This window comes from Streptomyces sp. NPDC052114 (assembly GCF_040680155.1).
In the GTDB taxonomy this organism is placed as follows: Bacteria; Actinomycetota; Actinomycetes; order Streptomycetales; family Streptomycetaceae; genus Streptomyces.
Window position 1 is genome coordinate 1 of sequence record NZ_JBFAWC010000003.1, and the last position, 12635, is coordinate 12635.

Annotated in this window: 11 protein-coding genes; 2 read left to right on the forward strand and 9 right to left on the reverse strand. The window is 68.8% G+C overall.

Features of this window, described 5'->3' with window-relative positions; all coding sequences use genetic code 11:
• Window positions 1-497: 497 nt before the first annotated feature.
• The 3 genes from AB0L89_RS06980 to thyX form a co-directional block, all read right to left on the reverse strand.
• Entirely contained in the window at window positions 498-2183 is a 1686-nt protein-coding gene (locus AB0L89_RS06980; RefSeq protein WP_365135638.1) for a ribonuclease J, read from the reverse strand.
• A gap of 149 nt (window positions 2184-2332) precedes the next feature.
• A complete protein-coding gene (gene dapA, locus AB0L89_RS06985; RefSeq protein ID WP_365135641.1) occupies window positions 2333-3232 on the reverse strand; it encodes a 4-hydroxy-tetrahydrodipicolinate synthase in 900 nt (299 codons plus the stop codon).
• Window positions 3233-3420: 188 nt separating this feature from the next.
• Window positions 3421-4161, reverse strand: a complete 741-nt coding sequence (gene thyX, locus AB0L89_RS06990) for an FAD-dependent thymidylate synthase (protein ID WP_365135644.1) — start codon at window positions 4159-4161, stop codon at window positions 3421-3423.
• A gap of 190 nt (window positions 4162-4351) precedes the next feature.
• Here thyX and AB0L89_RS06995 point away from each other — a divergent pair, with 190 nt between their 5' ends.
• A complete protein-coding gene (locus AB0L89_RS06995) occupies window positions 4352-4591 on the forward strand; it encodes a hypothetical protein (RefSeq protein WP_365135647.1) in 240 nt (79 codons plus the stop codon).
• A gap of 125 nt (window positions 4592-4716) precedes the next feature.
• Window positions 4717-5277 (forward strand): hypothetical protein, encoded by a 561-nt coding sequence (locus tag AB0L89_RS07000; protein WP_365135650.1) that lies wholly within the window; start codon window positions 4717-4719, stop codon window positions 5275-5277.
• A gap of 28 nt (window positions 5278-5305) precedes the next feature.
• Here AB0L89_RS07000 and AB0L89_RS07005 read toward each other — a convergent pair whose 3' ends face one another.
• The 6 genes from AB0L89_RS07005 to eccD form a co-directional block, all read right to left on the reverse strand.
• Window positions 5306-5758, reverse strand: coding sequence for a tetratricopeptide repeat protein (locus tag AB0L89_RS07005; protein WP_365135653.1), 453 nt, complete (start codon window positions 5756-5758; stop codon window positions 5306-5308).
• Between the two features lie 16 nt (window positions 5759-5774).
• Complete coding sequence (gene dapB / locus AB0L89_RS07010; protein WP_365135656.1) at window positions 5775-6527, reverse strand: 4-hydroxy-tetrahydrodipicolinate reductase; 753 nt, start codon at window positions 6525-6527, stop codon at window positions 5775-5777.
• Window positions 6528-6574: 47 nt separating this feature from the next.
• On the reverse strand, window positions 6575-7954 hold the full coding sequence (locus AB0L89_RS07015) for a pitrilysin family protein (RefSeq protein WP_069886134.1): 1380 nt from the start codon (window positions 7952-7954) through the stop codon (window positions 6575-6577).
• A complete protein-coding gene (locus tag AB0L89_RS07020; RefSeq protein ID WP_365135660.1) occupies window positions 7951-10167 on the reverse strand; it encodes a polyribonucleotide nucleotidyltransferase in 2217 nt (738 codons plus the stop codon). The genes AB0L89_RS07015 and AB0L89_RS07020 overlap by 4 nt, the downstream gene beginning before the upstream one ends.
• A 344-nt stretch (window positions 10168-10511) precedes the next feature.
• A complete protein-coding gene (rpsO, locus tag AB0L89_RS07025; protein WP_030363216.1) occupies window positions 10512-10799 on the reverse strand; it encodes a 30S ribosomal protein S15 in 288 nt (95 codons plus the stop codon).
• Window positions 10800-11059: 260 nt separating this feature from the next.
• Window positions 11060-12529 carry a type VII secretion integral membrane protein EccD gene (eccD, locus tag AB0L89_RS07030; RefSeq protein WP_365135663.1) on the reverse strand — a complete coding sequence of 490 codons (1470 nt, stop codon included), beginning with the start codon at window positions 12527-12529 and terminating at the stop codon, window positions 11060-11062.
• Between the last annotated feature and the right edge of the window lie 106 nt (window positions 12530-12635).

A 12635-nucleotide genomic window follows, 5' to 3' on the forward strand; every position in this document is an offset into this window, starting at 1 on the left:
ATAGTCCCGGTCGTTCACAGCGTCCTCGCTGTGCGCCTGCACGGTCATGCCGTACAGGACTTTTTCAAAGGAACCTCGCCACCGGACTGATGTCCGGTAGACGGGGTATCAACATATCTGGCGTTGACTTTTGGCACGCTGTTGAGTTCTCAAGGAACGGACGCTTCCTTTGTACTCACCCTCTCGGGCTTTCCTCCGGGCGCTTCCCTTCGGTGTTTCTTTTATTCTTGCGTTTCCGACTCTATCAGACTCTTTCGTGTCCGATTTCCTCGGTGCCTTTCCGGTTCCCGCTCCGGCCTTTCGGCTTTCGCGTTTCCCTTTCCGGCGGTTCCGACTTTATCAGAGATTCTGAGTCGGAATTTCCACCCCCGCTCGGTCGGTCCCAGGCACGTGAGTGCTCGGGGCTTCCCTCGCTGGCGGAGCCGTAAACCTAACGGAGCGGGGCGCCCCGATGCAAATCGAGGCGCCCCGCTCCGGAGATCACGCAGTCGTGAGGGTCAGACCTCGACGACCACGGGCAGGATCATCGGGCGTCGGCGGTAGTTGTCCGACACCCACTTGCCCAGCGTGCGGCGGATGAGCTGCTGCAGCTGGTGGGGTTCCACGACGCCGTCCTGGGCCGACTTGTCCAGGACTTCCTGGATCCGGGGCATGACGGCACTGAACGCCGAGTCGTCGATGCCGGAGCCGCGCGCCTGGATGGTCGGGCCGCTGGTGATCTTGCCGGTGCTGGAGTCCACCACCACGAAGACCGAGATGATGCCCTCGTCCCCGAGGATCTTGCGGTCCTTCAGGGCGGGCTCGCCGACGTCGCCCACGGAGAGGCCGTCCACGTAGACGTAACCCGCCTGGACCTTGCCGACGATCTTCGCCTTGCCCTCGACGAGGTCGACGACGACGCCGTCCTCGGCGATCACGATGCGGTCGTGCGGGACGCCGGTGAGGGCGCCGAGCTCCGCGTTGGCGCGCAGGTGGCGCCACTCGCCGTGGACCGGCATCAGGTTCTTGGGCTTGCAGATGTTGTAGAAGTACAGCAGCTCGCCGGCCGAGGCGTGGCCGGAGACGTGCACCTTCGCGTTGCCCTTGTGGACGACGTTCGCACCCCAGCGGGTCAGGCCGTTGATCACGCGGTAGACCGCGTTCTCGTTGCCGGGGATGAGGGACGACGCCAGGATCACCGTGTCGCCCTGGACGATCCGGATCTGGTGGTCGCGGTTGGCCATGCGGGACAGCGCGGCCATCGGCTCGCCCTGGGAACCCGTGCAGACCAGGACGACCTCGCTGTCGGGAAGGTCGTCGAGCGTCTTGACGTCCACGACGAGGCCCGGGGGCACCCGGAGGTAGCCCAGGTCACGGGCGATGCCCATGTTGCGGACCATCGAGCGGCCGACGAAGGCGACCCTGCGGCCGTACTCGTGGGCGGCGTCCAGGATCTGCTGGATGCGGTGCACGTGGCTGGCGAAGCTCGCCACGATGATGCGCTTGCGGGCGCCCGCGAAGACCTGGCGCAGGACGTTGGAGATGTCCCGCTCCGGCGGGACGAAGCCCGGTACCTCGGCATTCGTCGAGTCGGAGAGCAGGAGGTCGATGCCTTCCTCGCTCAGCCGCGCGAACGCGTGCAGGTCGGTGAGGCGGCCGTCCATCGGCAGCTGGTCCATCTTGAAGTCGCCGGTGGCGACGACCATGCCCGCGGGGGTGCGGACGGCGACGGCCAGGGCGTCGGGGATGGAGTGGTTGACCGCGATGAACTCGCAGTCGAACGGGCCGAGGTGCTCGCGGTCGCCCTCGGCGACCTCCAGCGTGTACGGCCGGATGCGGTGCTCCTGGAGCTTCGCCTCGATCAGGGCGAGGGTCAGCTTGGAGCCGATCAGCGGGATGTCCGGCTTCTCGCGCAGGAGGTACGGCACACCACCGATGTGGTCCTCGTGGCCGTGCGTGAGGACGATGCCCTCGATGTCGTCGAGGCGGTCCCTGATGGACGAGAAGTCCGGCAGGATCAGGTCGATTCCGGGCTGCTCCTCCTCGGGGAAGAGCACTCCGCAGTCGACGATCAGCAGGCGACCGTTGTACTCGAAGACGGTCATGTTGCGGCCGATCTCGCCGAGGCCGCCGAGCGGGGTGACCCGCAGGCCGCCCTTCGGGAGCTTCGGCGGAGCGCCGAGTTCAGGATGCGGATGACTCAAAAGACTCTCCTCACCACGCGCGCCACGTACCTCTAGGGCACGTGGCGCGCATGACGTTCGTGCAGTAGCAGTTGTTGTGTGGGGTGCGGGCGGTCGGCAGTGCGTGTCGCGCCCGCGGTGTTTCGCTTATTCAGTTGTGAAGTCTGTGGTTACAGCTGTACCCCGCCGGCGGCGAGGTCGATCTTGAGCTGGTGCGTCTCCTCGGGGGACAGCTCGACCAGCGGCAGGCGGAGCGGACCCGAGGGCCGGCCCTGGAGGGCGAGCGCCGCCTTGGTCGTGATCACACCCTGCGTACGGAACATGCCCGTGAAGACGGGGAGCAGCTTCTGGTGGATCTCGGTGGCCTTCTGTACGTCGCCCGTGAGGTGCGCCTCCAGCATGGCGCGCAGCTCGGGGGTGACGACGTGGCCGACGACGGAGACGAAACCGCAGGCGCCGACGGACAGGAGCGGGAGGTTCAGCATGTCGTCGCCGGAGTACCAGGCGAGGTCCGAGCGGGCGATGGCCCAGCTGGCACGGCCGAGGTCGCCCTTGGCGTCCTTGTTGGCGACGATGCGCGGGTGCTCGGCGAGTCGGACGATCGTCTCGGTGTTGATCGGTACGCCGCTGCGGCCCGGGATGTCGTAGAGCATGACCGGCAGCCCGGTGCTGTCGGCGATGGCGGTGAAGTGCCGGAACAGGCCCTCCTGCGGGGGCTTGTTGTAGTACGGCGTGACGGTCAGGAGGCCGTGGGCACCGGCCTGCTCGGCGGCGCGGGCGAGCTCGATGCTGTGGCGGGTGTCGTTCGTGCCGACGCCCGCGACGATGTGGGCGCGGTCTCCGACGGCGTCCAGTACGGCTCGTACGAGATCGTTTTTCTCCGCGTCACTCACGGTCGGGGACTCACCGGTGGTGCCGTTGATGACCAGGCCGTCATTGCCTGCGTCCACCAGGTGGGCGGCGAGCTGCTGCGCGCCGTCGAGGTCGAGTGCGCCGTCCGCCTTGAAGGGCGTGACCATGGCGGTGAGGACCCTCCCGAAGGGGGTCTGCGGAGTGGAGGTCGGAGCCATGGGTAACACGCTACTCGCTGCTCAGCGCGGGGTCCCCCCTCGGGGGATGTGAGTGGACCTGACAAAGGGAGCCCGGCACTGCCTGCTCGGGGGTTCAAGCAGTGCCGGGTCCGTTTGATCAGGCTAGATGAACTTCACGAAGTGTCGCAATCCGGACACTTCACTCGGACCATCCGTACATCAGTGCCTTAAGGCGCCACGCGTCCGTTCTTGTTGAAGGCCGCGTGGGTGAGCGGCATCAGTCCGGCCCAGTGCTGCTCCATCTTCTCGCCGACCATCTCGATCTCCCGCTGCGGGAAGGACGGGACCTTGGCGAGCTCGTGCTGCGTGCGCAGGCCGAGGAAGTGCATCAGCGAGCGGGCGTTGCACGTCGCGTACATCGAGGAGAAGAGGCCGACTGGGAGCACCGAGCGCGCGACCTCGCGGGCCACGCCGGCGGCGAGCATCTCCTGGTACGCCTCGTACGCCTGGCGGTACGAGTCCTCCATCACGCGGCCCGTCAGCTCCTGCTGGGCCTCGGTGCCCTCGACGAAGACGTACTTGCCCGGGCGGCCCTCCTGGACGAGCTTGCGGGAGGCGTCCGGGACGTAGAAGACCGGCTCCAGCTCCCTGTAGCGGCCCGACTCCTCGTTGTACGACCAGCCCACGCGGTGCCGCATGAACTCGCGGAAGACGAAGATGGGGGCGCTGATGAAGAAGGTCATCGAGTTGTGCTCGAAGGGGCTGCCGTGGCGGTCCCGCATCAGGTAGTTGATCAGGCCCTTGGAGCGCTCCGGGTCCTTCTGGAGCTCGTCGAGGGACTGCTCGCCCGCCGTGGAGACTCGGGCGGCCCACAGGACGTCGGAGTCGGCGGCGGCGTGCTTCACCAGCTCGACGGTGACCTCGCTGCGGAAGCTGGGCTTGAGGTCTTCGGTGGGGGTCTCGCTCACAGGCGGGGGTCCTTCCATGTGCATCACTCGGGCGGCGCCCACTCTATGGCCAGCCACCGACAATCGGCCGTTCGGTGACCCGCTACGACATTCTTCGACTAATTTGCCGAAACAGGGCACCTTTTGGGCGATTCGAGCGTCTGTCTCATCACAGAGTCACGTTCGAGACCCGTGAGGAGAAGCGCACCCCATGTTCCGTCGGCGAGAGCCCGTCCCGTTCGCCTTCATCGCCGAAGCCGACAAGTTCCGCAGTAACGTCACTCCCCCGCCCCGAGAGCGCGCATCGGCAGGTCAGATCGCCGGCCGCACGCTCATGGGCCTGACCGTGGTGGCCGGTCTGGTGGGATCCCTGCTCTTCGGGATGCCCGCGATGTCCGCCGACCAGTCACCCGCCAAGACGCAGCAGTCCGAGGCGTCCGAAGGACGCTGACCGGCGCCGACCTGCGCACTGTCCGGCACTGACTCGTCCGGACCCCCAAGGGTGGTAGCAGGGGACACGGCTCGATAGCCTCACCGGGCACAGCCCAAATGCGTGGATCGAGTGAGGATCAGCCCGTGCCCCTGCCCTTCCTGACCGCGGACCGCGCTTTCGACGACGCGGCGGACGACGCCGCGCTGCCTTTCGACGACCGCGACCACTGGCGCAGGCCCTACCGTCCCGGCCCGTGGCGGGTGGGCGCCGCCGCCCTCCTGCTGCTGCTCGCCTCGTACGTCCTGTTCGCCGCCGTGATCATCGCGTTCGCGGACTCGCTCACGGGTGCCGCGATCTGCGCCGGCCTCGCCGTGCTCATCATCGTGAGCTCCCTGCGGCTGCTGCGCATGGGCACCTGGGTCAGCGCCCAGGGGCTGCGCAGGGTCGGCTTCCTGACGACGCAGACGGTGTCGTGGGCGCAGATCGCGCACGTACGGACCGCGCAGCAGCCGGTGCGGTGGATGGGGCTGCCCCGCACGGTGCAGGGGCAGGCGCTCGTCCTCGTACGACGTGATCAGCGGCCCGAGGGACCGCAGCCGCTCCTGACCGACCGCAACGCCGACTTCCTGGCGCGGCGCGAGGCGTTCAACCGCGCCGCCGACGCCATCGAGGTGTGGGCCGACGAGTACCGGCCCACCGCCTAGTCATTCCTTCACCGGCCGGCCGCGCGTGTCACGCGTCGGCTGGCTTTCCCGTGTGCAGGGCGATGGCCCGCTGCATGGCCTTTCGCGCGCGCGGGGTGTCCCTCGCGTCGTGGTAGGCCACGGCGAGGCGGAACCAGCAGCGCCAGTCGTCCGGTGAGTCCTCCGTCTCCGCCTTGCGGCGGGCGAAGACCTCGTCGGCCGAGTCACGGTCGATGCGGCCGCCGGGCGTGCGCTTCAACTCGTCGACGGGGAGGCCGCCTTCGGCCTCCAGCTCGGCGGCCAGACGGTTGGCGCGCTGGACGAACTGGGTGTTCTTCCAGAGGAACCAGACGCCGATGACCGGCAGGATCAGCACCGCGACGCCGAAGGTGACGGTGAGGACGGTGCCGTGCTGTATCAGGAGCACGCCGCGGCTGCCGACCAGGACGAAGTAGACGACCAGGACGGCAGCCGTGACGGCGTAGGTGATCTTTGCTCGCATGGGTGTCAGCTCGTGATCAGCCGAGGTCCAGGAAGTGTTCCAGGCCGAACGTCAGACCCGGGGTGCTCACCACGCGGCGCGCGCCGAGCAGGATGCCCGGCATGAAGCTGCTGTGGTGCAGCGAGTCGTGCCGCACGGTCAGGGTCTCTCCCTCGCCGCCCAGCAGGACCTCCTGGTGGGCCAGGAGGCCGCTCAGGCGCACGGAGTGCACCCGCACGCCGTCCACGTCCGCGCCGCGGGCGCCGTCCAGGGCCGTCGACGTGGCGTCGGGCTGCGGGGCGCTGCCCGCCTCCCGGCGTGCCTCGGCGATCAGCTGGGCGGTGCGCGTGGCGGTGCCGCTGGGCGCGTCGGCCTTGTGCGGGTGGTGCAGCTCGACGACCTCGACGGACTCGAAGTACGGCGCGGCGATCTGCGCGAACTTCATGGTGAGGACCGCGCCGATGGAGAAGTTCGGGGCGATGAGCACGCCCGTCTCCGGCGACGCGGCCAGCCACGTCCGCAGCTGCGCGAGGCGCTCGTCGGTCCAGCCCGTCGTCCCGACGACGGCATGGATGCCGTTGCGTACGCAGAAGTCGAGGTTGCCCATCACCGCGTCCGGGTGGGTCAGTTCGACCGCGACCTGGGCGCCGGTGTCCGTCAGCGCCTCCAGACGGTCGCCCCGGCCGAGGGCGGCGACCAGCTCGAGGTCCTCGGCGGCCTCCACGGCCCGTACGGCTTCGGAGCCGATCCGGCCCTTGGCGCCGATGACCGCCACGCGCAGCTTGCTCATGTCCTTCGTTTCCTTACGGGAGTCGGTCCCTTGCGGGCCCGGGAGTCCTAGGCGACCGCTTCGTGGAGGCGGGCCGCCTGCTTGTCCTTGAGGGGGCCGATGGCCGAGAGGGACGGGCGGCGGCCGAGGACGTCACGGGCCACTTCGCGCACCTCGTCGGGGGTGACCGCGGAGATCTTGGCCAGCATGTCGTCGACCGACATGTGCTCGCCCCAGCAGAGCTCGCTCTTGCCGATGCGGTTCATCAGAGCGCCGGTGTCCTCCAGGCCGAGGACGGTGGAGCCCGCGAGCTGGCCGATGGCGCGCCCGATCTCGTCGTCCGTCAGACCGTGCTGCGCGACCTGGTCGAGCTCGTCGCGGCAGATCTTCAGGACGTCGTGCACCTGGCTCGGGCGGCAGCCCGCGTACACACCGAAGAGGCCGGTGTCGGCGAAGCCCGACGTGTACGAGTACACGCTGTAGGCCAGGCCGCGCTTCTCCCGCACCTCCTGGAAGAGGCGCGAGGACATGCCGCCGCCCAGCGCGGTGTTCAGGACGCCGAGGGCCCAGCGGCGGTCGTCGGTGCGGGCCAGACCCGGCATGCCGAGGATGACGTGCGCCTGCTCGGTCTTGCGGTTGATGACCTCGACGCGGCCCGAGGTGCGCAGGGCGCGGGAGCCCTGGCGCGGGATCATCGGGATCGCGTCGGTGCGGTGGAGGGCGCCGGCCTTCTCGAAGGCGGCACGGACCTGGCGTACGACCTTGTTGTGATCCACGTTGCCCGCGGCCGCGACGACGAGGTGCGTCGGGTCGTAGTGCTTCTTGTAGAAGCGGCGGATGCGGTCCGCGGTGAGGGCGTTGATCGTGTCGACCGTGCCGAGGACCGGGCGGCCGAGGGGGGTGTCGCCGAGCATCGTGTGCGCGAACAGGTCGTGCACGCAGTCGCCCGGGTCGTCCTCGGTCATCGCGATCTCTTCGAGGATGACGCCGCGCTCGGCGTCGACGTCCTCCTGGAGGATCAGGGAGCCCGTCAGCATGTCGCAGACGACGTCGATGGCGAGCGGCAGGTCGGTGTCGAGCACGCGCGCGTAGTAGCAGGTGTACTCCTTCGCCGTGAAGGCGTTCATCTCGCCGCCGACCGCGTCGATCGCGGAGGAGATGTCCAGGGCGCTGCGCTTGTTCGTGCCCTTGAAGAGGAGGTGCTCCAGGTAGTGCGTGGCGCCGTTCAGCGACGGGGTCTCGTCGCGGGAGCCGACGTTGGCCCAGATGCCGAAGGTCGCCGAGCGGACGGAGGGCAGCGTCTCCGTGACGACGCGCAGGCCGCCGGGGAGGGTGGTCCTGCGGACCGTGCCGATGCCGTTCTGGCCCTTGATCAGGGTTTGGGTACGGGCGACGGCCCGCGCCTCCGAAGAGGTGCGGGCCGTCGTCGTGGTGCTACGCGACGTCACTTGTCGGTGTCGTCCTTCTGGTCGTCGCCCTCTTCGCCCTCGATGACGGGGATGAGGGAGAGCTTGCCGCGGGAGTCGATCTCGGCGATCTCGACCTGGACCTTCTGGCCCACACCGAGGACGTCCTCGACGTTCTCCACGCGCTTGCCGCCGGCGAGCTTGCGGATCTGCGAGATGTGCAGCAGACCGTCCTTGCCCGGGAGCAGGGACACGAACGCACCGAAGGTCGTCGTCTTCACGACGGTGCCCAGGTAGCGCTCGCCGACCTCCGGCATGGTCGGGTTGGCGATGCCGTTGATCGTGGCGCGGGCGGCCTCGGCGGCCGGGCCGTCGGCGGCACCGATGTAGATGGTGCCGTCGTCCTCGATCGTGATGTCGGCGCCGGTGTCCTCCTGGATCTGGTTGATCATCTTGCCCTTGGGGCCGATGACCTCACCGATCTTGTCCACCGGGATCTTGACGGTGATGATGCGCGGCGCGTTCGGGGACATCTCGTCCGGAACGTCGATCGCCTCGTTCATCACGTCGAGGATGTGCAGACGCGCGTCGCGGGCCTGCTTCAGCGCGGCGGCCAGGACCGAGGCGGGGATGCCGTCGAGCTTGGTGTCGAGCTGCAGCGCGGTCACGAACTGCTTCGTACCGGCGACCTTGAAGTCCATGTCACCGAACGCGTCCTCCGCACCGAGGATGTCGGTGAGGGCGACGTAGTGCGTGTCGCCGTCGATCTCCTGGGAGATCAGACCCATGGCGATACCGGCGACGGCGGCCTTGAGCGGCACACCGGCGTTCAGCAGCGACATGGTGGAGGCGCAGACCGAGCCCATGGACGTCGAGCCGTTGGAGCCGAGGGCCTCGGACACCTGACGGATCGCGTAGGGGAACTCCTCGCGCGTCGGCAGGACCGGCACGATGGCGCGCTCGGCGAGGGCGCCGTGGCCGATCTCGCGGCGCTTCGGCGAACCGACGCGGCCGGTCTCACCGACGGAGTACGGCGGGAAGTTGTAGTTGTGCATGTAGCGCTTGCGGGTCACCGGGGAAAGGGTGTCCAGCTGCTGCTCCATGCGGAGCATGTTGAGGGTGGTGACGCCCAGGATCTGGGTCTCGCCACGCTCGAACAGCGCCGAGCCGTGCACGCGCGGGATGGCCTCGACCTCGGCGGCGAGCGTACGGATGTCCGTGACGCCGCGGCCGTCGATGCGGACCTTGTCCTTGATGATGCGCTCGCGGACCAGCTTCTTGGTCAGCGCGCGGTAGGCACCGGAGATCTCCTTCTCGCGGCCCTCGAACTGCGGGAGCAGCTTCTCGCCGGCGATCTCCTTGACGCGGTCCAGCTCGGCCTCGCGCTCCTGCTTGCCGGCGATGGTGAGCGCCTGGGCGAGCTCGGTCTTGACCGCGGCGGTCAGGGCCTCGAGCACGTCGTCCTGGTAGTCCAGGAAGACCGGGAAGTCGCCGGTGGGCTTGGCGGCCTTGGCGGCGAGGTCCGACTGGGCCTTGCAGAGGACCTTGATGAAGGGCTTCGCGGCTTCCAGACCGGCGGCGACGACCTCTTCGGTCGGGGCCTCGGCGCCGTCCTTCACCAGCTGGATGGTCTTCTCGGTGGCCTCGGCCTCGACCATCATGATCGCGACGTCGCCGTCCTCGAGGACGCGACCGGCGACGACCATGTCGAAGACGGCGTCCTCGAGCTCGGTGTGCGTCGGGAAGGCGACCCACTGGCCCTTGATGAGCGCCACGCGCGTGCCGCCGATCGGGCCCGAGAAGGGCAGGCCGGCCAGCTGCGTGGAGCAGGAGGCGGCGTTGATCGCGACCACGTCGTAGAGGTGGTCGGGGTTGAGCGCCATGATCGTCTCGACGATCTGGATCTCGTTGCGCAGGCCCTTCTTGAAGGAAGGACGCAGCGGGCGGTCGATCAGGCGGCAGGTGAGGATCGCGTCCTCGGAGGGCCGGCCCTCACGACGGAAGAAGGAACCGGGGATCTTGCCCGCGGCGTACTGCCGCTCCTCGACGTCCACCGTGAGGGGGAAGAAGTCGAGCTGGTCCTTGGGCTTCTTCGAAGCGGTGGTGGCCGACAGCACCATGGTGTCGTCGTCCAGGTACGCCACGGCGGAGCCGGCGGCCTGCTTGGCCAGGCGGCCCGTCTCGAAGCGGATGGTGCGGGTGCCGAAGGTGCCGTTGTCGATGACGGCCTCGGCGTAGTGGGTCTCGTTCTCCACTAGCGGTTCTCCTACGTGTCTACGTTTCGTCTTCTCGCCCGGCGGCCCGTGTGGCCGGGGGCGGGGGTCCCCGTGCGTGACGGTGGACCGTGTGGAGAAGCGCGCCGTGTGTGCGGGCCGGTCTTCGATCGAAGCACCCGGGGATGTCTCCCGGGGGCCACTACCGAGGACCGGCGGCGGCTGGGTGCGCCTCTCCCTCGTGGGGGTGTACGGAGTACGGACGTACTCGTGGGGACGTGCTTGGTGTCACCAGACTACAAAGCGTCGGTGACACTGCGCACGTACAGCAAAGGGAGCGGCCCCCTTCGAGTGCTTCGAGTGGGAACCGCTCCCTTCACGGCGACTTACTTGGCGCCCGCCGCACCGCGACGGATGCCGAGGCGGTCGACCAGCGCACGGAAGCGCTGGATGTCCTTCTTGGCCAGGTACTGCAGCAGGCGGCGACGCTGACCGACCAGGATCAGCAGACCACGACGCGAGTGGTGGTCGTGCTTGTGGGTCTTGAGGTGCTCGGTCAGGTCAGAGATACGACGCGAGAGCAGCGCGACCTGGACCTCGGGGGAGCCGGTGTCGCCCTCCTTCTGGCCGAACTCGGTCATGATCTGCTTCTTCGTAGCGGCGTCGAGCGACACGCGTACTCCTCGTGATGTCTTCGAGTGCCTCCGAGTGCCCCTGGTCTACGTCTCAGGGGGGCTTCCGTGACTCGGGAGGCGGGGATGAGCCGTCCGGCGCGGGTCCGGGTCCTGATGGGCCCGAGGTCCGGATCCCTGGGGATTCGGGGGTGCGCATACAGACGGTCGTTTCACAGGGTACCAGTCGGCTTGTGAGTGGTTTGCCCGGGGCGAGGCCGCCCTGCTTGGCTTGCCGCGCCGCTCAGCTGGTGCCGCCCTGCTCAGCTGGTCAAGGAGCGGGCCGCGTCGTAGACGTCCAGTACGGCGAGGCCCAGCGGGACCAGGGACAGCAGTATCGCCGATTCCGTGAGGTCGAGGAGACGGCCCCAGAAGGGGGAGAGCCCCTTCGTCGGAATGATCAAGGCGATGGCCGTCAGCAGGGCGCATCCCAGCGCGATGGCGGCGGTGAGCCAGACCGCGCGCAGGTCAAGGGGGCCGCGGTCGCCGTGGAGGAGCAGCTCCTGCAGGGCGTCGTCGGGCGGATTCAGCGCCAGACCGATGAGGAGCAGGGCGATGGCGGCGATACCTGCTCCGAGCGCGCACACGACCTGCGAGGTGTAGCGGAAGAGCCGGGCGCGGAGCAGGATCGCCAGGCCCGCGGCGAGCGCCAGGAGCTGTCCCCAGACGTTCCCGGAGAAGCCGAGGACGACGGCCGACCCCACGACGACGGAGGTGGAGCCGGCGACCAGGCCGAGCAGCAGCTCGTGGCCGCGCCGGGCCTGGGCCGCGATCCGGGCCGCGTCCAGGGGGCCGGGGTCGACGGTCGCATTCAGGTCGGCGTCGAAGTCTTCCTGCACGGAGCTCCGCGGCGAGGCATAGCCGATGGGCAGCCGGGCGAAGCGCGAGGACAGTCCCGGAAGGAACGCGACGAGGGCGATGGTCACCGGGGCGGTGACCGCGGCGGCCTCCGTCGCCGTGGCTTCGGTGATGATCGCGGCGAAGGTTGCCAGGGTGCCCGCTGTCGACAGGAACGTGGCGGCCACGAAGGGGGCGTCGCTGCCGGGAGAGACCACGACGAGCAGCACCGATGCCACGAGTACGGTGACGCAGCCGAGCAGGAACTGCAGTCGGCCCGGGCCTTGCCCCGTGTCCGCGGCGATGATTCCCGATCCGGCGACGAGGAGGAGGGGCAGGGCGGCGAGACCCAGGACCGCACCGACGGCACGGTCTTCGTAGACGCGCACGCGTACGCCGGCGAAGGCTGTGAGGAGCAGGCCCATGCCGCCCGCGAGGATGCCCGGCAGGCTGTGCATGTCGTGGCGCACGGGATCGGCGAACCAGAGCACGAAGGCCATCAGGAGCAGGACCAGGAAGCTTCCGGTCAGACCGGCACCGCGCAGCAGTGCGTCCCTCCACAGCCTGCGGTCCCGGACCACGGCCGTCGCGACCGCGTCGGCGACGTCGTCGTACACGGCGGGCGGCAGCGACATGGCGAAGGGCCGCAGGCTGAGCACCTCGCCGTCGAGGACCCGCTGGGCGGCAAGAGTGCGGGCGCCCTCCAGAACGGTGCCGTTCTGGCGTACGAGGTTGTAGCCGGTCGGCGTACCGACCGGCTGGGTCTGGCGAGTCAGCCGGAGAACCTCCGGATAGATGTCGGCCACGGCGATGTCCTCGGGCAGAGCCACATCGATACGACTGTCGGGCGCGACGACAGTGACCCTGCAGAAACCGGTCGCTGCGGGCGAACTCACCTTGAATGACCCCCTGATTCGCGGTTGCGCACCGTGCGTGCGTCACCCTACCGCTACGCCCTGTCAGTGCCTGCACATAGGATCACCCAGGTGCGGGGGGAGACCG

Excerpts from the sequence above, each read along its gene's own strand:
- dapA (WP_365135641.1), bottom strand. The coding sequence starts at position 3,232 with ATGGCTCCGACCTCCACTCCGCAGACCCCCTTCGGGAGGGTCCTCACC.
- AB0L89_RS06995 (WP_365135647.1), top strand. The coding sequence starts at position 4,352 with ATGTTCCGTCGGCGAGAGCCCGTCCCGTTCGCCTTCATCGCCGAAGCC.
- AB0L89_RS07005 (WP_365135653.1), bottom strand. The coding sequence starts at position 5,758 with ATGCGAGCAAAGATCACCTACGCCGTCACGGCTGCCGTCCTGGTCGTC.
- dapB (WP_365135656.1), bottom strand. The coding sequence starts at position 6,527 with ATGAGCAAGCTGCGCGTGGCGGTCATCGGCGCCAAGGGCCGGATCGGC.